At 65.5% G+C, this 25084-nt stretch carries 24 protein-coding genes and 2 pseudogenes; 14 read left to right on the top strand and 12 right to left on the bottom strand.

All coding sequences use genetic code 11. The annotated features are described in order from the left end of the window. The first annotated feature begins 86 nt into the window (after window positions 1-86). A complete protein-coding gene (locus tag UCD39_RS13655; protein ID WP_442943531.1) occupies window positions 87-1466 on the top strand; it encodes an ISNCY family transposase in 1380 nt (459 codons plus the stop codon). A 123-nt stretch (window positions 1467-1589) separates the two neighbouring features. After that, window positions 1590-2600 (top strand): IS30 family transposase, encoded by a 1011-nt coding sequence (locus tag UCD39_RS13660; protein ID WP_330496551.1) that lies wholly within the window; start codon window positions 1590-1592, stop codon window positions 2598-2600. A 178-nt stretch (window positions 2601-2778) separates the two neighbouring features. Here the strand turns inward: UCD39_RS13660 and UCD39_RS13665 are convergent, their stop codons facing one another. After that, window positions 2779-2991, bottom strand: a complete 213-nt coding sequence (locus UCD39_RS13665; protein WP_330496552.1) for a hypothetical protein — start codon at window positions 2989-2991, stop codon at window positions 2779-2781. 49 nt (window positions 2992-3040) lie between these two features. Beyond that, complete coding sequence (locus UCD39_RS13670; RefSeq protein ID WP_330496553.1) at window positions 3041-3616, bottom strand: sigma-70 family RNA polymerase sigma factor; 576 nt, start codon at window positions 3614-3616, stop codon at window positions 3041-3043. A 449-nt stretch (window positions 3617-4065) separates the two neighbouring features. Here UCD39_RS13670 and UCD39_RS13675 point away from each other — a divergent pair, with 449 nt between their 5' ends. Continuing rightward, complete coding sequence (locus UCD39_RS13675; protein WP_330496554.1) at window positions 4066-4293, top strand: hypothetical protein; 228 nt, start codon at window positions 4066-4068, stop codon at window positions 4291-4293. 120 nt (window positions 4294-4413) lie between these two features. Here UCD39_RS13675 and UCD39_RS13680 read toward each other — a convergent pair whose 3' ends face one another. The 6 genes from UCD39_RS13680 to UCD39_RS13705 all read right to left on the bottom strand — a co-directional run bounded on the left by UCD39_RS13680 (window position 4414) and on the right by UCD39_RS13705 (window position 7821). Next, a complete protein-coding gene (locus tag UCD39_RS13680) occupies window positions 4414-4941 on the bottom strand; it encodes an SRPBCC family protein (protein WP_330496555.1) in 528 nt (175 codons plus the stop codon). A 77-nt stretch (window positions 4942-5018) separates the two neighbouring features. Next, window positions 5019-5492: a VOC family protein gene (locus UCD39_RS13685; protein WP_330496556.1), complete on the bottom strand. Its 474-nt coding sequence runs from the start codon at window positions 5490-5492 to the stop codon at window positions 5019-5021. Window positions 5493-5612: 120 nt separating this feature from the next. Beyond that, the gene (locus UCD39_RS13690; RefSeq protein ID WP_330496557.1) at window positions 5613-6743 is read right to left on the bottom strand and encodes an RNA polymerase sigma factor; all 1131 of its coding nucleotides are present in this window, start codon (window positions 6741-6743) and stop codon (window positions 5613-5615) included. Then, on the bottom strand, window positions 6701-6889 hold the full coding sequence (locus UCD39_RS13695; RefSeq protein WP_330496558.1) for a hypothetical protein: 189 nt from the start codon (window positions 6887-6889) through the stop codon (window positions 6701-6703). The genes UCD39_RS13690 and UCD39_RS13695 overlap by 43 nt, the downstream gene beginning before the upstream one ends. Before the next feature lie 3 nt (window positions 6890-6892). Next, on the bottom strand, window positions 6893-7267 hold the full coding sequence (locus UCD39_RS13700) for a YciI family protein (RefSeq protein ID WP_145730218.1): 375 nt from the start codon (window positions 7265-7267) through the stop codon (window positions 6893-6895). Between the two features lie 125 nt (window positions 7268-7392). Next, the gene (locus tag UCD39_RS13705; protein ID WP_330496559.1) at window positions 7393-7821 is read right to left on the bottom strand and encodes a VOC family protein; all 429 of its coding nucleotides are present in this window, start codon (window positions 7819-7821) and stop codon (window positions 7393-7395) included. Between the two features lie 265 nt (window positions 7822-8086). On the opposite strand from UCD39_RS13705, the pseudogene UCD39_RS13710 reads away from it, so the two are divergent. The 6 genes and pseudogenes from UCD39_RS13710 to UCD39_RS13735 all read left to right on the top strand — a co-directional run. Next, a pseudogene (locus tag UCD39_RS13710) lies at window positions 8087-8884 on the top strand (glycosyltransferase); the annotation flags it as partial. Further along, window positions 8884-9090 (top strand): annotated as a pseudogene (locus UCD39_RS28530) (glycosyltransferase); the annotation flags it as partial. The pseudogenes UCD39_RS13710 and UCD39_RS28530, both read left to right, overlap by 1 nt. Continuing rightward, complete coding sequence (locus UCD39_RS13720; RefSeq protein WP_442943700.1) at window positions 9035-10258, top strand: alpha/beta hydrolase; 1224 nt, start codon at window positions 9035-9037, stop codon at window positions 10256-10258. The pseudogene UCD39_RS28530 and the gene UCD39_RS13720, both read left to right, overlap by 56 nt. Before the next feature lie 162 nt (window positions 10259-10420). Continuing rightward, the gene (locus tag UCD39_RS13725; RefSeq protein ID WP_330496560.1) at window positions 10421-10744 is read left to right on the top strand and encodes a hypothetical protein; all 324 of its coding nucleotides are present in this window, start codon (window positions 10421-10423) and stop codon (window positions 10742-10744) included. Window positions 10745-10771: 27 nt separating this feature from the next. Beyond that, complete coding sequence (locus tag UCD39_RS13730; protein ID WP_330496561.1) at window positions 10772-11314, top strand: hypothetical protein; 543 nt, start codon at window positions 10772-10774, stop codon at window positions 11312-11314. 263 nt (window positions 11315-11577) lie between these two features. After that, complete coding sequence (locus UCD39_RS13735) at window positions 11578-11820, top strand: hypothetical protein (protein ID WP_330496562.1); 243 nt, start codon at window positions 11578-11580, stop codon at window positions 11818-11820. Between the two features lie 14 nt (window positions 11821-11834). Here UCD39_RS13735 and UCD39_RS13740 read toward each other — a convergent pair whose 3' ends face one another. Beyond that, window positions 11835-12734, bottom strand: a complete 900-nt coding sequence (locus UCD39_RS13740) for a LytTR family DNA-binding domain-containing protein (RefSeq protein ID WP_330496563.1) — start codon at window positions 12732-12734, stop codon at window positions 11835-11837. Between the two features lie 133 nt (window positions 12735-12867). On the opposite strand from UCD39_RS13740, the gene UCD39_RS13745 reads away from it, so the two are divergent. Continuing rightward, window positions 12868-14091, top strand: a complete 1224-nt coding sequence (locus tag UCD39_RS13745) for an acyltransferase family protein (RefSeq protein WP_330496564.1) — start codon at window positions 12868-12870, stop codon at window positions 14089-14091. Between the two features lie 19 nt (window positions 14092-14110). On the opposite strand, the gene UCD39_RS13750 is transcribed toward UCD39_RS13745, so the two are convergent. Both UCD39_RS13750 and UCD39_RS13755 read right to left on the bottom strand, forming a co-directional pair. Continuing rightward, window positions 14111-15070, bottom strand: a complete 960-nt coding sequence (locus UCD39_RS13750) for a PAS domain S-box protein (RefSeq protein ID WP_330496565.1) — start codon at window positions 15068-15070, stop codon at window positions 14111-14113. A gap of 245 nt (window positions 15071-15315) precedes the next feature. Continuing rightward, a complete protein-coding gene (locus UCD39_RS13755; RefSeq protein ID WP_330496566.1) occupies window positions 15316-16203 on the bottom strand; it encodes a LytR/AlgR family response regulator transcription factor in 888 nt (295 codons plus the stop codon). A 173-nt stretch (window positions 16204-16376) separates the two neighbouring features. Between UCD39_RS13755 and UCD39_RS13760 the strand changes: the two genes are divergently transcribed. From UCD39_RS13760 to UCD39_RS13775, 4 genes are all read left to right on the top strand, one after another. Continuing rightward, window positions 16377-17609: an acyltransferase family protein gene (locus UCD39_RS13760; protein ID WP_330496567.1), complete on the top strand. Its 1233-nt coding sequence runs from the start codon at window positions 16377-16379 to the stop codon at window positions 17607-17609. Window positions 17610-17810: 201 nt separating this feature from the next. Continuing rightward, the gene (locus tag UCD39_RS13765) at window positions 17811-19706 is read left to right on the top strand and encodes a methyl-accepting chemotaxis protein (protein WP_330496568.1); all 1896 of its coding nucleotides are present in this window, start codon (window positions 17811-17813) and stop codon (window positions 19704-19706) included. Between the two features lie 673 nt (window positions 19707-20379). Beyond that, a complete protein-coding gene (locus tag UCD39_RS13770) occupies window positions 20380-20790 on the top strand; it encodes a helix-turn-helix domain-containing protein (protein WP_246130201.1) in 411 nt (136 codons plus the stop codon). A gap of 575 nt (window positions 20791-21365) precedes the next feature. Continuing rightward, complete coding sequence (locus UCD39_RS13775) at window positions 21366-22196, top strand: ProQ/FINO family protein (protein ID WP_186455641.1); 831 nt, start codon at window positions 21366-21368, stop codon at window positions 22194-22196. Window positions 22197-22284: 88 nt separating this feature from the next. On the opposite strand, the gene UCD39_RS13780 is transcribed toward UCD39_RS13775, so the two are convergent. Next, entirely contained in the window at window positions 22285-25044 is a 2760-nt protein-coding gene (locus tag UCD39_RS13780; protein ID WP_330496569.1) for a DUF3369 domain-containing protein, read from the bottom strand. Between the last annotated feature and the right edge of the window lie 40 nt (window positions 25045-25084).

A 25084-nucleotide genomic window follows, 5' to 3' on the forward strand; every position in this document is an offset into this window, starting at 1 on the left:
GTGTAGGCGCAAAGTTAAACTGTCAGACCAGAGCAAAGTAGAAGTGTCAGTCTCCTGGTTGGGTGGTGCCGGCTGGGAGGTTGGTGATGGGCTGGGTGGTGATGAGCGATCGGGAAGTTCGGCGGGTGGAGGTTCTTGGGGATGTGGTTGGCGGCCGTCTGACGGCGTCGTCCGCTGCGGTTGTTCTGGGCTTGAGCGAGCGGCAGGTATGGCGCTTGCTGCGGCGGTATCGGGATGGTGGCGGCGGCGCGTTGGTGCACCAGGCGCGCGGTCGCCCGTCGAACCATCGTCTGGATGGTGGGGTTCGGGAGCTGGCGCTGGAACTGGTGCAGCGGCATTACGGGGATTTTGGTCCGACGCTGGCGGCGGAGAAGCTGGCGGAGCGTCATGGGCTGGAGGTGTCGCGGGAGACGCTGCGGGGTTGGATGGCGTCGGCTGGGCTGTGGCGGTCACGAGCGCAGCGGCGGCAGTTCCACCGCCCTCGCCTGCGGCGGGAATGCCTGGGGGAGCTGATACAGATCGATGGCAGTGAGCACCGGTGGTTTGAGGACCGTGCTGGGCCGTGCAGCTTGCTTGTGTTCATCGATGACGCGACGGGTCGGCTGATGCAGTTGCGGTTTGTGGCGTCGGAGAGCGCGTTCAGCTACTTCGCGGCGTTGGAGGGGTACCTGGTTCGGCATGGTCGGCCGTTGGCGTTTTATTCCGACAAGCACACGGTTTTCCGGGTGGCGAAGACGGAGGCGCGGACAGGTCAGGGCCTGACGCAGTTCGGGCGGGCCATGGCGGAACTGGGGATTGAGGTTTTGTGCGCGAACTCCAGCCAGGCGAAGGGCCGGGTTGAGCGGGTGAACCGGACGCTGCAGGATCGGCTGGTGAAGGAGCTGCGGCTTGCCGGGATCAGCGATATGGCGGTTGGCAACGCTTTCCTGGAAGGGTTCATGGAACGCTTCAATGCCCAGTTTGCCGTGGTCCCTGCCCGGCCGGAGGATTTGCACCGGCCGCTGGGGGCTTTGGCTGAGCGGTTGGGGGACATCCTGTGCTGGCGGGAGCGGCGATATGTGGGGCGGCAGCTGACGCTGTCGTATGAGCGCCGGCGGGTGATGCTGGAAGAGACGGCGGTGACGCGGGGGTTGGTGGGGCAGTATGTGGACAGCTACGCCTTTGCCGACGGCCGGGTGGAGTTCCGCTGGCAGGGCGTTGCCCTGCCCTACACCGAGTTCGACAAGAGCCAGCGGGTGAGCCTGGGGGCGGTGGTTGAGAACAAGCGGCTGTCGGCGGTTCTGGCAGAGATTAAGACGATGCAGGACACCAGGCTTGCGCCCCAGGTGCAGACCCACAGCGAGCGCATCGGTTACGCCAAGACGGGGGGAAAGCCGGGTCGCAAGAGGGGCTCGACGTCGCTGCGTGTTGGGGGTGGCCGGTCCGCTGCGCCTTCGGCTCCGCTCCCCGCCCACCCCCAGCACTGACAGTTCTACTTTGCGGGACACCCTGACACTTCTATCCGGTTGAAACACTGTTTGTAGGCGGGTGGACTCAAAAACGAAGTGCGACTTTCCAACGTTCTCAGTGAGTTGGACAGGAGGTCGCAGATGGGGTCTCACTACTCTCACCTGGATTTGTCGGAACGTCGGCTGATTGAGGCCGGTCTTGCTGCCGGTCTCTCGGTTGCGGCCCTGGCCTCGACGCTGGGTCGGCACCGGTCGACGGTCTATCGGGAGATTGCGCGTCACTTCTACCACACGGCGGAGCGAGACCGCTGGGGCCATGGCTATCGTGGCTACTATTGCGTGGCGGCGCATCGGGCGGCGGGCCGTCGGCGGTATGGCTGTGCCAAGCTGGCCCGTAATCCGGCGCTTCTGGCCCACGTGCTGTCGAAGCTTCGTGCGGGCTGGTCGCCGGAACAGATCGCTGGGCGGCTGAAGGTGGAGCCGGAGGTTGTCGGCTGTGTTTCTCATGAGACCATCTACAGGTATGTTTACAGTGCCGAAGGCCGGCGCGACGGTCTGTTTGCCCTTCTAGCGATGGCCAGGCATCGCCGACGCCGACTGCGGGGCCGCAAGCCCCGCCAGGGTGCGATCCCGCCGGAACGTTGGATTACCGCCCGGCCTGCCAGCGTGGCGGATCGCAGTGAGTTCGGCCATTGGGAATGCGACCTGGTTCTGTTTGCCAGGGCATTCGGTGAAGCCAACGTGACCTCTTTGCAGGAGCGCCAGAGCCGCTATCTCATCCTGCAAGCCAATGAGGATCGCCGGGCTGGGCCGTTGGCGGCCAGTCTATCGGCTCTCCTGACGTCCCTGCCCGCGCCCGCCCGGCAAACCATCACCTTTGATCGCGGTACCGAGTTCATGGGCTATCGGGCTGTTCCTGCGGACTGTTACTTCTGCGATCCGCACAGTCCTTGGCAGAAGGGCGGCGTGGAGAACGCCAACGGCCGGGTCCGGCGACATCTGCCGCTCGACAGCGCGCCGGGGGATCGATCCCCCGGCGCGCTGTCGGCTCTGTGCGAGCGCCTCAATGCGACGCCTCGCCGATGCCTTAACTACCGAACGCCAGCGGAGGTCTTCCACGCCAAGCTCGCGGAACTTGGGGCGGTTGGTTAGGATGAAAAAGCCATGTCGCACTTCGACTTGAGCCCACCGCAAAGTTAAACTGTCAGTCCAGAGCAAAGTAGAAGTGTCAGTCTCCTGGTTGGGTGGTGCCGGCTGGGAGGTTGGTGATGGGCTGGATCGTGATGAGCGATCGGGACCTTCGTCCCGCCCACCCTTCGGTGGCCAACCTTCACGCGGCGCGGGCGGTCGGCATAGGGTGGACGATGAAGGCCCCACAGGCCCGCGCCCACATCAGCGGCGCCGGGTACCCGTCCCCGATGACGGGTGGTGTCGCGTCGCTGGGGCCATGCCCGGCCACCCCCGGATCTCCGGCGCCCAGCCATTGCAGGGACATGCGCCGCCACTGGTGGACGTCCCGCGACCAAGGTTTCCTGTCAGGCACTTCACCTAAATCCTTTTGCCAGGTTGCGCTATGATGGGGCGACAGAGGCTCAATGGCTGCTGACCGGGCGCGTATCCCAGGCGCTGCTGGTGCCCAAGCCGGTGGGCGTGCCCAAGCCGGTATCACCCGGGTCCATGCCCATGATGTCCGCCAGGCGGGCGCGACCGCGGTTGACGCGGCTTTTGATGGTGCCGAGCGCGCAGCCGCAAATTTCCGCCGCTTCCTCGTAGCTGGCGCCGGCGCCGCCCACCAGGACCAGCGCTTCCCGCTGTTCCACGGGCAGTTTCATCAGCGCCGCCTTCAACTCACGACTGGCGATGCCCCATTCTTGGGAGGGGCCTATGGTCAGACGCGCTGTATGCACGCCGTCCGGATCGCCCACCTCGCGCTGCTGGTGCTTGGCGACTGAATAATACCGATTCCGCAAAATGGTGAAGAGCCAGGCGCGCAGGTTGGTGCCCGGCGTGAACTGCTCGGCATGGGACCAAGCCCGGACGATTGCGTCCTGCACGAGATCGTCGGTGTCGGCGGCGTTGTTGGTCAATGACCGGGCGAAGGCCCGCATGGCGGGGATGAGTTTCACCAGGTCGTCACGGAAGGTGGGCGTCGTCTCAGCGGATGGCATGGATCACCCCTTTTTGTGAAAGCCCGCTGCGTTTCTGACGTCATCAAGAAATCGCAGGTGATTGTGGGCGATGTCGAGGTTCGTTACCCCCAAAATTCGTCCGTATCGTTGAGAGACTATAGGCAAACGCCGTCGATCGCGTCCCTCCGTATTTCGGGAAAAACGCTATGTTTATCGCTGTATTTATTCGGTCTATTTGGCGGATGATCTATTACGATCCGGTTATGCGGCAAACTGTCCAGCGCACCCTGGGCTGGTCTGTTCAAAGGAGAGGAATGGCAATTTTGCGGTAATGTGCCGCCCCTTCCCTACACCCAACGCCCCATCGCCTGCCCTGACCGGCCTAAACGGAAGGGGCATCATCCGCTCAGCCGCGTGGAACAAAGCCGCCGCTGGAGACTTTAAGGACGGTACGAAGGGCATAGGCCCGATGTCACAGGAAGGATGCCATGACTAAGCGGTTGAAGAGCATAGAATTTCAGCGTTATCCGGTCCTGGCCCCCGCCATGGCGACGCTTGGTCAGCGACCGGTGGCCTATGCCAACCGCTATGATGCCGCCCGCAATGACGTGGATGATCAGGTTCGGGAAATGTTCTGCGACATGGTGGCCGAGCCCCTGCCCGCTGACATCCAGGCCCTGCTGGCGCGATTGCAGGGGAAAGATAGACTGAACTGAGGCGCCTCTCGTGGCATCCCCATGGCCGCGCGCCCGTGCAGACGGCATCCCTTGGATGAAAAGGCCGGCGCCTGATCAGGCCCGGCCTTTTCACGTCGTCCCGATTACGTCTTCCGAAGGTTACGCGGCCTGTGCCCGGATCAGATAGTCTTCCAACTGAGTCAACGTCCCACTCCAGCCTTGGTGCAAGCTGTCCATGCCGGCGGCGAAGGTCGTTTGTTCCTCCGGTGTGGCGTCGATGGGGACCGCGGTGCAATCCAACCGGGTGCCGCCCGCGTCAACGACGAAGGTGGTGGTGCTGAGCAACGCCAGCGGCCACGTTGGGCTCATGGGATGGCGTATCGCTTGGCCATCCGGATCGGTGAAGGAGACGCTGAAGGACAGCACACCGGATGCCGCCACCGTGGGCGCCACGATGTCCCTGAAGGTCCACTTGCCCCACATGATGGCGCCCCCGGCTTCCTCCGGTGCTTTCATCCCGTAGAAAAAGGTCCCGTGCGGCCGCAGGTCCAGATCGCCGCGCACCCAGCGGAAGCCCCTGGGCCCCCACCACAGGCGCAAGCGCTCCGGTTCCGTATAAGCCGACCACAGCAGGCGGGGCGGCGCCGCGAAACGGCGGGACAGGCGGAATATGGGCGTCTCGGGCATGGTGCGCATCCCTGTTGGTCATGGGTGGATTTATAGCGGGTCGGGTTTGCCAGGCGCCGCTTGTCCTGGCGGAATGCTCAGCCGGCCTCGCCAGCGGTGGCCAAGGGGCATGCCTCGCCCGGCGCGCCCAAAGGATGGGCGAAGCTCCATATATGGCCATAAGGATCACGGATCTGGCCATAACGGGCGCCCCAGAAGGCGTCCATGGCCGGCATGGCCACGGCGGCGCCGGCGGTCACCGCCCTGTCCATGGCGGCATCGCAATTGGCGACCTCCAGGTGCAGGAACACGCTGGTGCCTTTCAGCGTCGTGGGTGGGGCGCCGGTCCCGCCCATCTCCGCCCGGTATTCCGGAAAATCGTCGCAGAGGAAGACACGGGCGCCATTCACGCGGATCTCCGCGTGCAGCAGGCGGTCACCGTCCTTTTCCGGCATGCGGAAGACCTCCTCCGCGCCCAGGCCCTGCACGTAAAACGCCAGCGCCGCCTTGGCGTCGCCGACCACCAGATGGGGAATGACGCCCTGCTGCGTGGGTTGGATGCTGTCTGACATGATCACCTGCTCCCGTTTCCTTGGGTCCCAATGGGGACGAGTGGCGGCCGCCATGGGCGGGCCATCCCAAGGACGATGATCCCCGGGTGATTCCGACAGGGGCCCGCGATTTTTCGCGATTTATTTTTGAACGGGCGCCGCCTCGCCCATTAGACGATCCAGATGCTGGCGGATGTGGGCGGCTTCGGCCGGGGTATGGGCCAGCGCGATGGCGCGGTCGAAGGCCACCCGCGCCTCCGCCGTCCGTCCCAATTGGCTCAGATAGGCGCCCTTGGCCCCGAAGAAGTGGAAATAGCCCCCCAGCCGATCGCCCAGCGGTTCGATCATGGCCAGCGCCGCCGCCGGCCCCCGCAGTTTGGCCGTGGCGACGGAACGGTTCAGCGTCACCACCGGCGACGGCTGGATATGCTCCAGCGTGGCGTACAGCAGGTCGATCTGCGACCAGTCCGTCTCGGCGGCGCTGGACGCGCGGGCATGCAGGGCGGCGATCGCGGCCTGCACCAGGTACGGGGTCGGCTGGCCGTGGCGCATGGCCTTGTCGATCAGGGCCAGGCCTTCCGCGATCATCGGGGCGCTCCAGCGGCGACGGTCCTGATCGTCCAGCAGGATGGCGTTACCCTGGGCGTCGAAACGGGCGGCGGCGCGGGACTGCTGCAACAGCATCAGCGCCAGCAGGCCCATGATCTCCGGCTCCGCCGGGAACAGGCGCAGCAGCAGGCGCGCCAGGCGGATCGCCTCATGCGCCAGGGGCGCGCGTCGTTCCGCCGTGTCACCGCCAGCGGAATAGCCCTCGTTGAACAGCAGGTAGAGCATGGCGGCAACGGTTCCCAGCCGCCGCGCCCGTTCCGGCGCGCCCGGCGTCTCGAACGGCACGCCCGACCGCGCGATGCGCGCCTTGGCCCGGGTGATGCGCTGTTCCATGGCGCTCTCCCCGACCAGGAAAGCGCGGGCGATGTCCGCCACGCTGAGGCCGGAGACGATGCGCAAGGCCACCGCGATCTGCTGGGTGGTCGGCAGGTCCGGCGCGCAGCAGATGAACAGCAGGCGCAGGATGTCGTCACGATAGCCGGCGTCGTCCAGGCGTTCGGCCAGGGCAGCTTCCGCATCCCCCGCGCCGTCGGCGGCGGTCATGACATCTTCCGCCGGCAAGGGCTGCTGGCGTGCCTGGCGACGGACACCGTCCAGCGCGGCGTTTCGGCCGACGAAGATCAGCCAGGCGGCGGGATCGCGGGGGGGCCGTTGCGTGGCCAAGCGGTCAGCGCCCGCAGCGAGGCCTCCTGAAACGCTTCCTCGGCCGTGTCCAGGTCACGGAAATAGCGCAGCAAGGCGCCCATGGCCTGGGGACGGGCCGCCGCCAGGGCTGTGTCGATCCAGGCCATGTCGAGGGGCCCGGTCATGACTCAGGCCCCAGCGGACGGCGCGGGATGATAAAGGCCGACGGGGCGGATTTCGTAGCAGCCGCCGGGGTTTGCGCGGCCCAGTTCACGCGCCGTGTCCAGGACCTGTTCCAGCGTCTCCCCCTCGACCAGGTAGAAGCCCAGCAGTTGTTCCTTGGTCTCGGCGAAGGGGCCGTCGATCACCAGCGGCGGGTCGCTGTCCTTGCGCAGCGTGGTGGCGGCCGTGGTGGGCAGCAGCCGGGCCACCGGGCCCAGCCGCCCTTCCCGCGCCAGCTTCTCGTGCACCAGTGCCAGCTTGGCCATCACGGCGTCATCCTCCTCCTTGGTCCAGGAGCCGACGACATCTTCGCGGTGGTAACACAGGATGGCATACAGCATGGGACGTTCCTCCGGCGAATGGGATGGGCCGGCTTGGCGCCGGTTCTTCCCAGGACGGTCCAGTAAGGCCGCTTCCGACAGAGCCGCCGGAAAAAACCTGGCGACTGTCGTGTGCTATTGGGCCCCTATTTGGCGAAGATGAGAGACTCGTCGCGGAAGGCTTTGAATTCCAAGGCATTCCTGCTCGGGTCATACAGGAACATGGTACCCTGTTCCCCCACTTGGCCCTTGAAGCGGATGTACGGTTCAATCACGAACGCCTGGCCGGCGTTCCGCAGGCGGTCGGCCAGCGCCGTCCAGTCATCCCAGGCCAGGATCAGGCCAAAATGCGGCACCGGTACGTCGTACCCATCGACCGGGTTTTGGTTCCGGTCGGCGCCCCGGTCGTGAACCAAATGCGCCACGATCTGATGGCCGTACAAGTCGAAATCCACCCAATCCGGTGAACTGCGCCCCTCGGGGCATCCCAACAGGTCGCCGTAAAAGGCACGGGCGGCCGTCAGATCGTGGACGGGGAAAGCCAGGTGAAAACGCGGGCGTTGTGTCATCCTCATCCGCTTTCTCAGGATATATTTTGTTTTATATCAGGCAATTGACTGAATTTCCTAAGGTAAGATATCACCTTAGAATAGTCCGCGCCACAGGCGCCATAGCCTTCGGCCCGCTAGGGCTACTGCAAATCTTATCACTGGCCGCCCAGCCTTCGCCACGCCCCGGTGGTGTAACCGCCTGGCAGGTCGTATACGACAGCGGCCTGGAAAACCGTTAGAACCTATCCCGTTCCCCGCCATGTTCCCGATCCCTCCGACCTTGGCCACCATGTCCGACGCCCCGCGCCCAACCTTGCTTTTTGTCGTGACGGAGGACTGGTACTTCCGCTCCCATCGGCTGCCCACCGCGCGGGCGGCGCGGGATGCCGGGTTCGACGTCGCGGTGGCCTGCCGCGTGGGCAAGGATGCCGCCGCCATCGCGGCGGAAGGGTTCCGCGTCATTCCCCTGCCCTGGCGGCGGGGCAGCTTCAATCCCCTACGCGCCCTGGGCGACATCCGCCGGCTGGCGCGGCTATACCGGCGGGAAAGGCCGACCATCATTCACCACATCGCGGTGAAGCCCACGGTGCTGGGTGGTTTCGCCCTTTTCCTGGGAGGGTTCCCCGACGACCTGCGGGACACCCGCGTGGTCGCCACGCTGGCGGGCCTGGGCCTGGGCCTTTCCGGCGCCGGTACCAAGGCGGCCCTGGGCCGGGGGCTGCTGCGCCTGGCCCTGAACGCCGCCGGCTGGCGGCGGCGCCATGCGCTGGTCGTGCAGAACGGCGACGATGCCGCCCTGCTGGCCGCTGGCTGGCCCCGCCCGCCATCCCCGCGCCTCATCCGCGGCTCCGGCGTCGATCTCACCCATTATGAGGAACTGGCCGAGCCGATCGGGCCGGTGACCTGCGCCCAGGTCTCACGCATGCTGACCTTGAAAGGCGTGGAGGACCTGGTGGCGGCCGTGCGCCAGGTCAGGGCCCAAGGGGTCGATTTGCGCCTGCTGCTGGCCGGTGCGCCTGATGCCGACAGTCCCGCCGCCATTCCCGAGGCCACGCTGCGGGCCTGGGGGGCGGAGCCCGGCATCGAATGGCTGGGCGCCGTCAGCGACGTGCGGACCGTCTGGGCTCGTGCCCATATCGCCGTTCTCGCCTCCCGCGGGGGGAAGGCGTGCCTAAGAGCCTGCTGGAGGCGGCGGCCTGTGGCCGCGCCATCGTGGCCACCGACGTGCCGGGCAGCCGTGAGGTGGCGGTGGAGAGCCGCAACGCCCTGCTGGCCCCGCCGCGCGATCCAGCGGCCCTGGCGGCCGCGTTGTCGCGCCTGGCGCAGGATGCGGCCCTGCGCCGCCGGCTTAGCCTGGTCAGCCGCGCCGTGGTGGACCCGGAATTTGGCGAGGCCGAGGTGGGGCGGCGCATGCGGGATCTCTATTTGGGCCTGGTGGCGCCGTTTCCGGCATCCGCCCCAGGCGGTGCGTGACGGAGGGCGGGCGATGCGGCCAGGACATTGGGGATGGGCTTTGGCGCTGGCGCTGCTGATCGCCAGCGGGCCGGCCCGCGCCGTCGAGCAGGAGGTGGCCATCAACGGTGGCCCCGGCCCGTTGGCGGGCACATTGGAACTGCCGGACATGGCGCCGCCGGGCCCCATTCCGGCGGTGCTGATGCTCCCCGGGTCCGGCCCCGTCGACCGCAACGGCAACGGCCCGTCATTGCGGACCGACGCCTTGCGCCAGTTGGCGCAAACCCTGGCTCTGAAGGGCATCGCCAGCCTGCGGATCGACAAGCGCGGCGTGGGCGCCAGCAAGGGCGCCCTGGTCCGGGAAGAGGATTTGCGGCTGGACACCTATGTGCAGGATGCCGGCCAATGGTTGGCTTTCCTGCGCGCCCAGCCGGGCATCGGCCCTGTCTTCCTGCTGGGGCACAGCGAGGGCGGGCTGACCGTCACCTTGCTGGCGCAGCGGGTGCCCGTGGCCGGATTGATCCTGGTGGCCACCCCCGGCCGTACGTTCGGTGATCTGCTGCGCCAGCAGTTGCCGCGTACGGACCTGCCGCTGGAGGTACAGAAAGCCGCGCTGGAGGCCATCACCCTGCTGGAACAGGGCCGGCCGGTGACCAAGGTACCGCCGCCGCTGATGAGCCTGTTCCGTCCCAGCGTTCAGCCCTACCTGATCTCCGAACTGACCCGCGACCCGGCCGCCGAGTTGGCCCGCACCACGGCGCCCGTACTGGTGCTGCAAGGGACCAACGACGTGCAGGTCGATATGTCCGACGCCGTCCGCCTGTCCCAAGCGCGCCAGGGCGTGCGTCTGGAACGGCTGGAGGCCGTGAACCACGTCCTGAAGAACGCCCCCTTGAACGACCGCGCCGGCAACCTGGCCACCTACACCGACCCTGGCCTGGCCATCAACCCCGGCATCACCGCCGCCATCGTCCGCTTCGTGCGGGAGAATGAGGCCGGCGGCGGGTGACTGGAATTAGGGACACCATCCCGCCTTGGCACAACGGCAGGACAAAAAGCCGCAGGCCTTGACAGCTTGTGCATCACTGCTACTTCGCCTTGGACATTGCGCCCTGGCCTCTCATCCGTGCCCGGGCTGTGAAACAAGCGCCATTTTCAAGGGAGGATGGTGATGGCCACTGTTACTTCATCTGAGCGCATTTTCGTATTTGATGAAAAAAACACATTGCGCATCTGGTTGGAAGAAAAGGTTGTTGGTCATGAGCTGTCTATGAGTGAAGCTGATAATTTATTGAGGGAATATGAGAATCAAGGAAAGCTGTGGACTGGACCATTTAAGGATTCTTTTGGCAGTGCTAAATTGATTTATAAATTAGCAAATGATGTAAAGTCCTGGAAGGGTGCGCGTGTTTTATTTATGCATGGTAAAAATGGAGATCTTGTCGTTATTAAGGGTTGGCCAGAAGGTCGAAGAATACTGACGGGAACTAGATAGCGTGTTGACAACCCAAAAATTGTTGAAATGCAGCTTGGAAAGCCGGGTATTCGGGCGGCGGCAAAAGAATCCGCGCGCTTTGGGATTTATCTCGTCGTCGCTGTTGATATAGCAGATTACATTATACGGGATAATGCCACTTTAGGGCAGCTATTGGGAAGTTTGACAGTTGATATCCCGTCTGTGTTGCTTGCAACAGCTGTCGGTACCGCAATAGCCACCTCAACTATTGGCGGTGCAACGGGGGCGGCAACAGGAGTGGCAGTATTTGTTACAAGTTTCGCTTGCGGTCCAATTCTCGTAGCGCTGGCAGTAGGGGTGATAGTGGCTGCTGCGCTTTTTGAAATTGACCAGTATTTTGGCATAAGTGATAAATTGGGAGATTTATATGATAGCGGGTTGCAGAAATTAAAGCTTGCCTATGAAGAATTGGGAGCAGAGGCTGAGCTGCGTTTCCATCAGCTATCTAACAGCCATATCGTTCAGGACCTATTTCAGGATGTGGACCAAATCGCCGCCAAACTTGGTCGCAAAGCGGACTGGGTGCGGTGGGAACTGGCGCACTGGTGATGTGGAAGTCGATTTTGCGAAGGCCTTGGGTTCAACGCGCCATATTTTTTCTTGGTTTCGCGCTACCTGGTGCTTGCATGTTATGGCTTGGGTTGTCGGCTTTGATTCCCCTGGTCCGTGATATAAGCAATAATGAGCGATTGATTGAATTACAGCTCATGCACATCAAGGAACTGTCGATATCTGTAACATGCCTCGCGTTTGCAGCACTTGCACTCTGCCCTACCCCAGATTTTGGGCCGCGTAGACGGGGACAGCCCCGGGTGACGAAGCAGGCAAAGCGCATTGACGCCGCGACGCTATGCATGGGATTGGCGATGCTGGGAATTATTTTAACCTTCACCTCGCCTCTCATCACCGCGATCACTGTGGAAGAAATCGTGACCAACCGCGGTTACGTCGCCTGTCCCGCTGTGCCGGGAGAACGTCATCCACCTATGCGCTGGACCCGAGGTCCGGTCGATAGCTGCCCCTCGCTGGACAAGAAGGCTGCGTCCAAGAACTGACGCATAAGCGCTTGTCAGCCCTCCAGCAGATCCGCCTTGAAGCGTCGGCTGGCGGTTACGGTCAGGCCGGTGGTCAGCGTGATGTCCAGGTCGCCGGAGGGGCGGCTGTCCATGCGCTGGATGGCCGCTCGGTTCAGTAGGCGGGAGCGGTGGACGCGCACGAACAGCTGGGGCGGCAACTCGGCCTGGATGTCGGCCAGGGACCGGCGCACCAGATGCACCCGCTCCGCCGTCATGACCTCCACATATTTGCCGGCGGCGCTGACCTGGAGGATCTCCTGCGGCGCCACGAACACCCGCCGGGTGCCGACCTTCAGTTCCAGGCGCGGCGGCGGCTCCACGGGCGGTGTGGGTGCCGGGAGGGGCGCCGCCCCCGCCGCCTGCTGTGCCTCCACCAAGGCGACCACCCGCGACAGGCGCACCAATTGGCGCCCCATGGTCAGGATGGCGGTGGCGACCAGGTAGGTTATGGTGTCCTTGCGGAGTTCATAGGGAAATTCGCGGGTCAGCGGCCCCACATGATAGGTCCAGCCCACGAGCCCATAGAGAATGGATCGAAGCCCCATCATGATGGTGACATGCACGGTGCTGTAGCCCAGCATCGTGACGATGTGCAGCCCTACGGTACGCCAGGGTGCACGGGCCCAAGCGGACCGATTGACGGCCAGATAGACCAGCGGCAGGGCGGCGAAGCCGCCGATGGCGCTGGAATACTCCCAACTGATCGGTTCCCAGACCGCGATGGGGTTGGCGCCGCCGCGCTCGTGCTCCGTGAGCACCGAGAAAATGTTCACCGTGGTGGGCAGGAGGTAGAAGGCCAGCCACACCAGCGCCCAGGTGCCCCGCGCCGACAGCCGCCACCCTGGTAGCATCACCGCTTGCGCCGCTGGTCCCACCGTTGGTGCCGTGGACATCGCCGTTCAATCCCCATCCGCGCCTTTTGTCCCGCCGCCGGTGCCCACCGGCCTTGGGGCGGGCTGCCGGGTGGATGCAGCGTAGCGCCAACGCTGGTCGCACGGCCAGCTTGATCATGAGGATGCGCCGCCGATGTCCGTTTCCGCCCCTGCCTCCCCCTCGACGCGCCGGTATGACCTGGACTGGATCCGGGTCATCACCTTCTTCCTGCTGATCCTCTATCACGTCGGCATGTTCTACGTGCCCTGGGATTGGCATGTGAAAAGCCCGCATCCGGTGCCCGCGCTGGAACCCGTCATGATGCTGACCAGCCCGTGGCGGCTGACCTTGTTGTTCCTGGTTTCAGGCGCCGCCACGCGTTTCTTGGCTGGCAAAATGGCTATCGCCGGCACGACGGACGTGCGGGCGCTGACCCGGGCCCGGGTGGCGCGGCTGCTGCCACCGCTGCTTCTGGCCATCTTTGTGATCGTCCCGCCGCAGAGCTTTTTCGAGATCGTGGAGAAGGTGCCGGACCAGGCCCTGCCCTACGCCGACTTTTACCTGAGGTACGTCACCGGCAGCGGCCATTGGTGCCGGGGGACCGACTGCCTGATGACGCCCACCTACAACCACATGTGGTTCGTGGCCTATCTTCTGGCCTACACCCTGGTGCTGTGCGCCCTGCTGGCCGTGGCGGGGCCGGCGCTGAAACGGCTGGAGCGCGGCGTTGAATGGGCCTTGGGCGGTTGGCGCCTGCTGGTGCTACCCATCCTGTTCCTGGGAGTGATCCGCTTTGCCCTGTTGAGCCGGTTCCCCATGACGCATTGGATCGTCAACGACTGGTACGACCATGCCTTGTCGTTCAGCGCCTTCCTGTTCGGCTTCCTCACGGCCCCCGTCGAAAGCCTGCGCCAGGGGTTCATGCGCCTGCGCTGGCCCGCGCTGGCAGTGGCGCTGCCGGCTTATGCCGCCTTCGCGACCTATGCCTGGATCTACCGCGCCGACGATGCCGTCCCGCCGGAGGCGTTGCGCGCCGTCATGCGCTTCGTCTATGCCACCGACCAGTGGGCGGCCATCGCCGCCGTGCTGGGCTTCGGCGCCCGCCACCTCACCCGGGACAGCGCCGCCCTGCGCTATCTGGTTCCGGCGGTCTTTCCCTTCTACCTGGTCCACCAGACGGTGACCGTCGTCCTGGGCCATTACGTGGCCAAGGCCGCGCTGCCCCACGGCGTGGAGGCGCCGCTGCTGATCCTGGGCACCTTCGCAGCCTGCTTCTGCGTCTATGAGGCGGTGCGGCGCGTGAACCCGTTGCGGCCCTGGTTCGGGCTGAAACCCCGACCGGCCGGGCAATTGGCGGAAAGGCCCCAACTGGCCTGATCGCCCCACGGCGCGGGCGTCAGGCCGTCAGGTTGGCGCGCGGCAGGCTGATGCCCAGGGCCAGGCCACCGTCCTGCCAGTCGAAGTTCAGGCGCCCGCCCAACTGCCCCGCCAAAAGCAACTGGCAGACCGTGAGGCCGAAGCCCTTACGCAGGGGCGGGCGGACATCGCGCAACCCCCATTCGCGCCAACTGAGGGACAGGGCTTCGTCATCGCTGTGCCAGGACAGGTCGATGTGGCCATCCGGATGGTTCAGGGCGCCGAAGCGGGCGGCGTTGCCGGCCAGTTCGTACAGCGCCAAGCCCATGGCCTGAGACGCCTGGGGCCCCAGCACCATTTGGGGACCGCTGCAGGTGACGCGGGAACCGCCCGGATCGAAAGGATCGAACGAAATATGGGTCAGGCTGTCCAGGTCGGTGCCCACCCACTGGCGGCTGGCCACCTGGCTGTGGATGGCGGCCAGCGCGGAAATGCGGCCCTCCACCAGGGCCACGAAATCATCGACCGTGTCGGCCCGCGTCAGGCGCAGGATGGACTGGACCACCGCCAGCGCGTTCTTGGCGCGGTGGTCGACCTCCTGCATCAGGAAGGAAATCTGCCGTTCCGAACGGCGGTGCTGGGAAATGTCGCGGGCGATCTTGGACGCCCCGATCAGGTTCCCCTCGTTGTCATGCAGGGGTGACACGCTCAGAGAGATCTCCAGCGTATGGCCATCCTTGTGGCGGCGCAGCGTCTCGAAATGACTGATCCGCTCCCCCTGCTTCAGCCGGGCCAGGATGCTGGGCATTTCCGCCTCCCGTCCGGGGGGCGCTAGCACGGTGACGCTGCGGCCGATCATCTCTTCGGCGGTGTAGCCGAACATCCGCTCCGCCGCCGCGTTCCAGCTTGTGACGATGCCGTCCAGCGTCTTGCTGATGATGGCGTCATCCGACGAGTCAACGATCGCTGCCAGAATGGCGTGCGAAGACAAGGCGTCCATCGGTCGGCAGTGCCTCCAAGCCAACACACAAACAAGGTTAACGCCGACCAATGCCGGTTGGGCCGGACTTGGGGCACCCATCTCCGCGGGCACTTCGTCTCAAGGTGTGAAACCTTGTAGAACAGCGCACCCCATCGACCATCGCAGTTTGGCCCAATGCACGGTCCCACTTCAAACGGACCTTAGACCTATACCTCCGGCGATTCATGGTGCGTGCCCGATAATCGCTTGGGCATACATCTATTCTAGAACAACTCTGATTTGTAACGCCGGCTGGCGGGAATGACGGCCCCGTTGCGCAGCGTGAGGTCCATGTCGCCGGAGGGGCGGCTGTCGATGCGCAGGATGGCGCCGCGGTTCACCAGATGGGAACGATGGACCCGCACGAACTCTGCAACGGGCAGGTCCGCCTGGAAATCCGCCAGGGTGCGACGGACCAGATGGACGGCCTCGGCGGTCACGACCTCGATGTAATTGCCGGCGGACCGGACCAGCAGGATTTCCGCCGGCGCCAGGTAGACCCGCCGTGACCCGACCTTCAATTCCACGCGCGCCGGTTCAGTCCCGGGAGGGCGTCCAGGCTCCGCCGCGTGGGCTGGCGGCGCCCCCGTCCCGGGGGAGCCAGCGGCGTTCGCCGCCGCCTCCAACAGGGCCAGGGAGCGCGACAGGCGGATCAGGTGGCGGACTCCGACCACGACCAGCACGATCAGCAAATAGGTCAGCAGAACCCGGCGAATCTCATAGGGCAGGTCGTCCCGCAGATCGTCCAGGCCGTACCCCTGGCCCAAGGCGCCATAGGCGGCCATGCGCACCACGGTCACGGCGGCCAGGTGCAGGGTACCGAAGGCCAGCGCCGTCGCCAGGAACTGGGCCACCCAGCGCACGGGCGCCTCCGTCCAGGCGGGGGCATGGTTGATGGACCAGCGGACCAGGGGCAGCACCAGTAGCAGCGCGATGCCGCTGGAGTATTCGCGCAGGAAGGGCTCCCATCCCGGGATGTCCTGGTTGGTACGTTCGTATTCCGTGAGCAAGGTGAAGGCGTTGATGGTCGTGGGAAGAAAGGCGAAACCCAGCCACACCAGCGCCCAGGCCTTCAGATTCGGCGTACTCCAGAAGGCCAGGAAACGATCCACCGCCCGTCTCATATTCTCAACCGTTCACCGTTCTCGCGCCACCATCCGTCCCCGCCAGCCCCTTAAAACCAGCCGTTCGTGTCAGGGAAATGGCCCGCCCTTTTTCCAAAGATCAGCGTAGGGCAGCGGTACAGGCGACCGCCACACGTCTTACGACCAGGGGCCGAAAGAACATGATGCCTTCCCGTGCGACGCCCACCGTCACCCGCCGTCCAGACCTGGACTGGATCCGGGTACTGGCGTTCTTCACGTTGATCGTGTTCCACGTCGGCATGTTCTACGGGCCTTGGGAATGGCATGTGAAAAGCCCGCGCGAGGTTCCGGGCATGGCATCGGTGCTGATGGCCACCAGTCCTTGGCGCCTCACCCTGCTCTTCCTCGTCTCCGGCGCCGCCACCCGCTTCATGGCCGACAAGATGACGGTGGCCGCCCTGACCAAGGCGAGGTTGGCCCGCCTGGTCCCTCCCCTGGTGTTCGCCGTCCTGGTCCTGGTGCCGCCACAGACCTACTACCAGGTGATCGAACAGGCGGTGACGCCGGTGGAGACCTACTATCCCGCCTTCTATCTGAAATACCTCAGTGGCACCGGCCACTGGTGCCGGGTCAATGACTGCCTGACGACGCCGACCTACAACCACATGTGGTTCGTCTCTTACCTGCTGGCCTACAGCCTGGCGCTCTCGGTCTTGCTGGCCATGGCGGGACAGCGCCTGCGCGCGGTGGGGGATATCCTGGAGGCCCGGTTGACCGGCTGGCGGCTGGTGGTCCTACCGTTCCTGGCGCTGTGCGCGCTGGACATGTTGCAACTGCGCTTTCCCGTCACCCATTGGCTGCTGCACGACTGGTACAACCACATCCTGTCGTTCACGGCCTTCCTGTTCGGTTTCCTCATCGCCAAATCCCTTCCCCTGCGGGATGGGTTCGTTCGCTGGCGCTGGTGGGGCCTGGCCCTGGCCCTTCCCGCCTATGCCGCCGTCGCCTATTACACCTGGGCCTATCCCTTCGGCGCGCCGCCGGCCCCCTGGGGCATCCGCGTGCCCATGCGTGTCGTGTACGCCGCGCAGCAGTGGGGGGCCATCGTCGCCGCGCTGGGCTTCGGCGCCCGTCACCTGAACCGGGATAGTCCTGTACTGCGGTATCTGGTCCAGGCGGTCTTCCCCTTCTACCTGGTCCACCAGACCATCACCGTGGTGGCGGGCCACAACCTGGCGCTCCTGGGCCTGAACCAGGGCTTGGAAGCCACGCTTCTGGTGGTCATCACCTTCGCGGGTTGCTTCGCCACGTATGAGATCGTCCGGCGCATCAACGTCCTGCGTCCCTGGTTCGGGCTCAAGCGGTTGACGCCGCGCCCTGAAACCACTGCGCAACCGCAAGAGCAGGCGCAGACGCAGGCTGCCGGGGCCTGAGCGGCGGCTGAGTACGTCTTTGGATATCCTATACCGAAGATGCATTGCATTTTCGGTAATTTTAGGAGTGTGTCACAAAGTATAAATCCAAATTTAACATGGCTGTGATTATCCGGCGGCCGCCGCGGTTTGTAAGGTGGCATGGCTCCGGGTGGCCCGTCCCCCGGGGTTCCCTTGCCTCTGTCAGGATGGCCGCCCCCCATGCGCCAGACGTCCCCCGCCCGCCTCGCCGCCGTCACTGCCCGCCTGCCCGCCCTCAAGACCGCCGTTGCCGCCCGTCTGGCGCCGCTGTTCAACAGCCCCGCCGGGGCCGGTGTCGCGCGCGTGGCCAGCCGCCTGGGGGGCCTATTGGCGCGCCTGGTGCCGCACCCCACGCGCTTGCGCTCCAAATTCATGGCCGTGGGCGGCACGCTGCTGTTCCTGGTCCTGCTGCAAAGCGCCATCGGCATCGGCATCGCCCGGCAGTCGCGCGCCATCCTGGAGGGAACGACGGCGCAGACGGACGGGGCCATGGCGGACCTGGGCCTGGCCGCCACCCTGAAGAACATGCAGGTGCAGGTGCTGCTGACGCAGACGCTGATGGGCACCCTGTCGGTGGCCGAGCCGGCGGAACTGAACAACTCCCTGCGGGCCATCGCCAGCACCTACGCCGCCGGCCTGGAAGAGGTGCGCCGCGTCGCCGCGCGGGAGCGCGCGAACGGCACCGCTGAGAACAACCCGCTGGGCGACGTGGCCACCAAGGTGCAGATGGCCAAAACGCAGTTCGATGGCCTGCAGGAAACCGCCATGGCCTTGAAGCCGCTGGCGGGCAAAAGCTCCGCCCCGGCGGATCAGTTGCTGAAGCTGTCCGCCCAGGTGGATGGCCTGAACGACCATCTGGACCGCATGGCGGAGGCCATGAAGCTGGTGGCCAAGGGCGACCAGGCCCAGGTGCGCGCAGGCAACCAGGCGGCGCTGGGGGTGATCGATGACCTGAACCACGGCATCCAGGCCAGCACAGCGCTGGGCTTGGTCCTGTGCGGGGTGGCGGTCCTGTTCCTGATGCGGGGCGTGCTGTCGCCGCTGCTGGCCGTGGCCGGTGCCACCCGCGAGCTGGCGGGCGGGCGTCTGGACGTGGTCCTGCCCACCGCCCGCAAGGACGAAATCGGGGAGATGGTGGACAGCCTGTCCGTCTTCCGTGACAACGCCCGCGCGGTGGAGCGCCTTAACGTGGAACGCGACCAGGAACGGGTGCGGGCCGAGGAAATGCGCCGTCGCGCCCTGGAAGACACCGCCCAGTCCTTCGAGACCAAGGCGGGCCGCATCCTGGGTTCGGTCACCGAGGCAGCCCACGGCCTGGTGGAAACGGCGCGCGCCGTGTCGCGGACCGCCGCCGGCGCCTCCACCGCCGCGAGCGCCGCGGAGACTGCTGCCCAGTCCGCCAACGGCACCATCCAGGGCGCCGTCAGCGCGGCGGAACAATTGCGCGCCACGACGGCCGACGTGTTGGAAAGCGTGGCCGAAGCCGCCAAGCTGGCCCGCACCACCGCCGACAGCACCAAAGGCACCAGCGAACTGATCGAGCGCCTGACCGTGGCCTCCCGCCGCATCACCGACGTGGTCGCCTTGATCCAGACCATCGCCGGCCAGACGAACCTGTTGGCGCTGAACGCCACCATCGAGGCGGCCCGCGCCGGTGAGGCCGGCCGCGGCTTCGCCGTGGTCGCCAGCGAGGTGAAGGGTTTGGCCGGCCAGACCGCTCAGGCCACCCAGGACATCCAGCAGGAAATCGCCGCCATGCAGGCCGCCATCGCCCAGGCGGTTGAGGCCTTCCGCGAGATTGTCGGGGCGGTGATGCGGATCGACCAGGTGAATGACGGGATCGCCCGCACCATCACCGAGCAGGCGCGCGCCACCCAGGCCATCGCCGCCACCATGACCGACGCCGCCCAGGGCGTCACCCGCGTCGGCGGCGATATCGGCACCGTGGCCCGTGCCGCCAATGACACGGGCCTGGCGACCAGCCAGGTGTTCACCGCCAGCAGCGACTTGTCCGTGCAGGCCAAGGAACTGCAGCGCGCCGTGGCCGATTTCCTCTCCGCCATCGTCGCCGCCTGATGAGGGCTGCTTGACCTGTGCGCTTGTCCGGGCGGCCGTCTTGGGTCGCCTGGACGGACGTCAATGAGGCGAGTCGCGACGGGGCGGGCCGAGGGTACCGCCCCGTTGTTCTTTTGGGGTGCATCGTTCTTTAAGGCCCGACGTTCTTTTTAGGCATGGCGCCGCGTCGATAAGGCGGACCTGCGCCCTTAAGCCGCGTGTCCGTGGCGCCATGATGCACCTTTATGGTGGCCCGGGCGTAAATAAGCCCGCAGCCAGCGCACAAGGGGATACCACTGCAGGACAGGGGTGTCGTCGAGGCTTCTATCCCCTACTTTGTAGTCTACCAGGGATAAAGGAATTCTCTTATTTACCGTATGTAAACTTGTTTACGATGTCATTATACAGACCGCTTCGGAACGGTATCCCTCGGGTGCTCGCGCGTCGCCTCCCCAACGGCTGACAGCGGAGCCTCGGTGGCGCCGTCCCGGATAACGGCAAAGGAGACGATCCCGTGCAGGGGGTGCCGTGTATCGGCCCTTGATGACGGTGGTCAATGAGGACAAGTCCCCGGATTGGCGATGGTTGCCATGACGCTGTCCGGGAAGGCGCCTCGCCCCCACGTGCGACAGGATTTTAGGAAATGACGACAGACAAGCCGAACACCGGCCGTAGCAAGACCCGCAAGCGCACCATGCTGGCTGCCGAAGAAGAGACGGGCACGAGCGTGGACAGTTATGTCGGTGGCCGGGTGCGCCTTCGCCGGACCCTGATCGGCATGAGCCAGGAAAAGCTGGGCGAGGCCATTGGCCTGACCTTCCAGCAGGTGCAGAAGTATGAGCGCGGCGCCAACCGCATCTCCGCTTCCATGCTGCACAAGATCGCCCAGGTCCTGGACGTTCCCATCAGCTTCTTCTTCGACGGCCTGGGTCCGCAGGGCGAGATCCCGGCACCGGCCATCGAGGCGGCGGTGGAGGGCGGCCGGCCGCCCAGCGAGCGGCGTGAAACCCTGGAACTGGTGCGTGCCTATTCCCGCATCACCGAAAGCTCGGTGCGTGACAGCATCATGGCCTTGGCCAAGTCCCTGGCCAACCATAACGGCTGACGCCCCCAAGGCCGTTAAGCCTATCCGTTTTGCGCTGCGGCATGGATGGGAACCATCCATATCGTGGTTTGATTAAAAGCCGGGCGTCGACGATCATTGTCGCCGTCCGGCTTTTTGTTTGGAGTCGCCCGCCATTTGGGTGCCTTTGCCCCGTAAGGGCGATCCGGGCACAAGGTCAGCCGGCTTTGTCCGTCCTGCAACGGATGCGTGGCGGACATGCGGGCATTAATCATCAATACTGCCTGTGCCTGTCGTTACAGGCGGCCCTTGTAAAACTTTCCTTAACCGCTGGGTCTGATAGTGATGACCATGGGGCACGACGATGCCGAACAGGGTCGCCACCAACCGCCTTTCAGCCAATACTCGTTCCGCCTGCGGTTTCATTAACGTTTTCATGTACCCGTTAATACGATGGGCTTGGAGATGACCGCACAGGGACGCCTTGGCACGCGAAGGCTCGGGGCATGCACGCTGGTTAAATCAAGGCTGCATCAAACGAGGGCGTGGAACCGACTTTCTGGTTGCGGCACCGCAGCAAAAAACTGGTATCGTTGCCTTGAGCCGGGATGGATGCCATGACAACTTTATCTCTCAAGAAGCCGCTGGGCTTTGAAACTAAACTGACTCTCGACGCGGCACAGCGCGGCACCGTTGGTGACCGCGGCGCAACAAAGCGTGTCGTCGTCCTGGAACGGACCCCGACGCCGGTGCGCAGCCGCCAAGGCGGCGGCGCCGATCGTGACACCGGTCGCTTTGATCGGGGGGACCGCCAGGCGGAACCCGATTTTGGTGAGCGCCGGCAGTCCCGTGGTGACGGTCCCTACCGCCCCGCCCATTACGATTATGAACGGCCGGACTCCGACTTCCGCCCCAATTACCGGGCGCTGGAAAGCCGGCACCAGGATAACCGGGACAGCCGCCCCCACGGGGGTGAGCAGCGCGGCCGTCCTGGCGGACGCCCCGTCCATGGTGGCGGGCGTGGCCGTGAGGACGACGCCAGCGATCGGCCCCACGTGTTGTGGCCGCCCCGCGTGGTGGTGAACGATTTCGATGGCGCCGCCATCACCCTGCCCCGTGTTGCCGGCACGCCGCTGGAACTGCCGGAGGACATGGCCCGGGTGCACGCCCAGCTGAGCCGCCGCTTCCCCGAGGCTTTCCCCGAGGATCCGGTGCCGCTGAGCCTGACCGTGGAAAAGGAAATGGCCCGCGCGTTGGGCGATGCCGACTTGGTGGCCACCGCCGAGTCCTTCCTGTTCGTCTACCGCGCCCACCCGGCCTACCTGGCGTCCGTGGTGCGCAACACCCGGCGGGTGACCCTGGACGGCGCCCGTGCGGAGCGTATCGAGCCGGAGGAACGTGAGCAGGCGCTTTGGACCCTGCGCGCCCTGGACACCACGTTCCAGTAAACGTCTTAACAGCATCCCGGCTCATCCAAAACGGCCGCCCCAAACTCCGGGGGCGGCCGTTTTTATTTATGCGATCGGAGGGCCGGGCCTACGGGGTCGGCGGTGGCGTGTCCTCCACGTCGGACAGGAAGCGTTCGCGCAGCAGTTCCCAATCCTGGCGGCCGAACTCCACCGCCGATTGGGCGACGGCCACCGCGCGGTCCAGGTCGGCCGCGACACACGCCTCATGCAGGGCCATGGCCAGATCCTGCAATCGGATCAGCCCGCAGGTGCCCGCGGTGGCCATCAGATCGTGCGATTCGGCCCTCAAAGCCTTCAGATCCCGGTTCCGCGCCGCCTCGGCCAAGGTTTCCACCCGTTGTTTGCCCAAGGCGAGGAAGCCGCTGACGATGCGGATGAAATCCGGCCGGGCCGCCATCGTGGCCAGTTCTCCCAGCCTATCCTCCGCCAGGATGCCGAACAGCGGTGGCACACTGGCCACCGGCTCCACCGGGGCCTCCTGCTGGGCGGGCTGGCCGCAGGCCCAATGCACCACCTTGCCGATGAAATGGCCTCGGTCGAAAGGCTTGGCGACATAGTCGTCCATCCCGGCGGCCAGGTATTCCTCGCGCATGCCTGCCATGGCGTTCGCGGTGATGGCGATGATGGGCATGCGGGCGCCCATGGCGCGCATGCGACGCGTGGCCTCGATGCCGTCCATGCGCGGCATCTGGATGTCCATCAGCACTAGGTCGAAGCGGCGGCAACGCACCGCCTCCAGCGCGTCGACACCGTCCTGGACAAGCACCGCCTCGAACCCCTCCTTGGCCAGCATCAGGCTGGCCACCTCCTGGTTCACCGGATTGTCCTCCACCAGTAGGACGCACCGCCCCACGCCCCGCCCCTGGGCGGGCACGGGCGGCGCGCTGCTGCCGCCCCAAACGGCCGGCGATGGCCGACGGGTGGGGAGAGGTGCGGTAAAACCCTCCTGAAAGGGTTGCTCGGCCGGTTCCAGGGGAACCGAGAACCAGAAGGTGCTGCCCACGCCCGGTTCGCTGGACACGCCGATGGTGCCGCCCATGAGCTGTACCAACTGCCGGCAAATGGCGAGGCCCAGGCCCGTGCCACCGAAGCGCCGGGTGATGGAGGTGTCGGCCTGGCTAAAGCTTTCAAACAGGCGGGACGCCTGCTCGGCGTTGATGCCTATGCCCGTGTCCTTGACCTCGCCCCGTAAGATCAGGGTTGGCCTGCCCCCGCCGGGGCGGGGCACGGGTGTCAGCACCAGGCTGACGGCCACCTCGCCGCTCAAGGTGAACTTGATGGCGTTGCCGATGAGGTTGACCAGGATCTGACGCAGGCGCGTGGGATCGCCCCGCACCAGCACCTGGCGGTCGCCCTCGTCGCGGTTGCCGTTGGCGATGCCGGGGTGGGTATCAGCCGTCTCCCCGCCCTCCACCAGCCCGGTTTTGAAGGCCAGGCCCTTTTCCCGGGCCCGGGGGGCCAGGATGGTGGCGACACCGTCCAGCAGGCCGCCCAGAGAGAAGTCGACGATCTCCAGTTCGACCTTTCCCGCCTCCAGCTTCGAGATGTCCAGAATGTCGTCGATGACGCCCAGCAGCGCCTCAGCGCTTTCGCGGATGGCCTGGGCGAAACCCCGCTGCTCCTCGTTCAGGGGGGTATCAAGCAGCAATTGCACCATGCCCATGACGCCGTTCATGGGGGTTCGGATCTCATGGCTCATGTTGGCCAGGAATTCCGATTTGCTCTGGCTGGCAGCCTGGGCCTGCACGCGGGCGCGGTCCAGGTCGCGGGCCAGCACCGCCAGGTCATGGGCTTGCCGTTCCAGCCGCTCCTGCTTCTCGGTCAGCATGGCGTTGGTGGCCTTCAGGTCCCGCGTGCGGCGGGCCACGTCACCCTCCAGCCCCTCCAGCAGGCTGACATTGTCGAAGCCCGCGGGGATCTTGGTGGCGAACAGCTCCAGCAGGTGCCGGTCCATGGCAGAAGGCGGTTCCTGCGCCTTGATCAGGACCACCGTCCGGCCGACTTCACGGCTGGGGATATGCAAGACGCTGATATCATCGACGAACAGCGACTGCTGTGTGTTGAGCGCCCGCTCGATCAGGCCCGCGCCGGGAATAGCCTCGTCGGGCGTGCCCGTAGTGGTATGGCCGCCCAGGTGGGCATAGATGCCGCTGGCCGCCAGTACGCTGAGGGCTTGCCCCTCGGGCGCGTGAACGCAGATCACGCCCTGGGGCCCGCAGCTGAGGAAGCTGCCCACCTGGGTCAGGACGCCGGTGGCGAAGTCGCGCATGGACCGGATTTGGAACAAGGTCGCGGCGCTGTCGATGATGCGCTCCAGCCCGCGCTTGTTCTCCTCCAGCGCCACGATGTGCCCGTAGGAGCGCAATGCCGTGATGATGGTGGTGGTGAGGCGCGCGGCGCTCAGGTCCGCCTTGGGGCGGTAGTCGTCGATGTCATAGTCGACGATGACCTGCTCCTCCGGTGCGACGCCCGGCTGGCCGGTACGCAGAATGATGCGCGTGGCCTCGTTGCCCAATTCGCGGCGAATACGGCGGGCCAGCACCAGGCCGGCATCGTCGGTTTCCATCACGACATCCAGCAGGACGACGGCGATGTCCGTCCCCTCGGCCAGGATCTTGAACCCATCCGCCGCCGAATGGGCCGACACGATTTCCACCCTGCGGTCGCGGAAGCGCAACCTGTTCAGGACCATGCGGGTCAGGGCGTGAACCTCGGCATCGTCATCGACAACCAGGATTTTCCAGGGCGGGAGGTTGGTGGGCTTTTGGAGCGCGGTCGCCCCCTCCCCCTCATCCCGCCAGATGGCCTCCTCGTCCATTCCCTGCATCGACCACGGTCCCCCTGGGGAGTAGGCCCATCTGCCGGCG

Origin of the sequence: Nitrospirillum karajorum (assembly GCF_036348415.1) — a bacterium.
Classification (GTDB): Bacteria; Pseudomonadota; Alphaproteobacteria; order Azospirillales; family Azospirillaceae; genus Nitrospirillum; species Nitrospirillum amazonense_B.

Coding starts and splice junctions, on each gene's coding strand:
- UCD39_RS13655 (WP_442943531.1), top strand. CDS start 87: ATGGGCTGGGTGGTGATGAGCGATCGGGAAGTTCGGCGGGTGGAGGTT.
- UCD39_RS13660 (WP_330496551.1), top strand. CDS start 1,590: ATGGGGTCTCACTACTCTCACCTGGATTTGTCGGAACGTCGGCTGATT.
- UCD39_RS13670 (WP_330496553.1), bottom strand. CDS start 3,616: ATGCCATCCGCTGAGACGACGCCCACCTTCCGTGACGACCTGGTGAAA.
- UCD39_RS13675 (WP_330496554.1), top strand. CDS start 4,066: ATGACTAAGCGGTTGAAGAGCATAGAATTTCAGCGTTATCCGGTCCTG.
- UCD39_RS13680 (WP_330496555.1), bottom strand. CDS start 4,941: ATGCCCGAGACGCCCATATTCCGCCTGTCCCGCCGTTTCGCGGCGCCG.
- UCD39_RS13685 (WP_330496556.1), bottom strand. CDS start 5,492: ATGTCAGACAGCATCCAACCCACGCAGCAGGGCGTCATTCCCCATCTG.
- UCD39_RS13695 (WP_330496558.1), bottom strand. CDS start 6,889: ATGACCGGGCCCCTCGACATGGCCTGGATCGACACAGCCCTGGCGGCG.
- UCD39_RS13700 (WP_145730218.1), bottom strand. CDS start 7,267: ATGCTGTATGCCATCCTGTGTTACCACCGCGAAGATGTCGTCGGCTCC.
- UCD39_RS13705 (WP_330496559.1), bottom strand. CDS start 7,821: ATGAGGATGACACAACGCCCGCGTTTTCACCTGGCTTTCCCCGTCCAC.
- UCD39_RS13725 (WP_330496560.1), top strand. CDS start 10,421: ATGGCCACTGTTACTTCATCTGAGCGCATTTTCGTATTTGATGAAAAA.
- UCD39_RS13730 (WP_330496561.1), top strand. CDS start 10,772: ATGCAGCTTGGAAAGCCGGGTATTCGGGCGGCGGCAAAAGAATCCGCG.
- UCD39_RS13740 (WP_330496563.1), bottom strand. CDS start 12,734: ATGTCCACGGCACCAACGGTGGGACCAGCGGCGCAAGCGGTGATGCTA.
- UCD39_RS13745 (WP_330496564.1), top strand. CDS start 12,868: ATGTCCGTTTCCGCCCCTGCCTCCCCCTCGACGCGCCGGTATGACCTG.
- UCD39_RS13750 (WP_330496565.1), bottom strand. CDS start 15,070: ATGGACGCCTTGTCTTCGCACGCCATTCTGGCAGCGATCGTTGACTCG.
- UCD39_RS13760 (WP_330496567.1), top strand. CDS start 16,377: ATGATGCCTTCCCGTGCGACGCCCACCGTCACCCGCCGTCCAGACCTG.
- UCD39_RS13765 (WP_330496568.1), top strand. CDS start 17,811: ATGCGCCAGACGTCCCCCGCCCGCCTCGCCGCCGTCACTGCCCGCCTG.
- UCD39_RS13770 (WP_246130201.1), top strand. CDS start 20,380: ATGCTGGCTGCCGAAGAAGAGACGGGCACGAGCGTGGACAGTTATGTC.
- UCD39_RS13775 (WP_186455641.1), top strand. CDS start 21,366: ATGACAACTTTATCTCTCAAGAAGCCGCTGGGCTTTGAAACTAAACTG.
- UCD39_RS13780 (WP_330496569.1), bottom strand. CDS start 25,044: ATGCAGGGAATGGACGAGGAGGCCATCTGGCGGGATGAGGGGGAGGGG.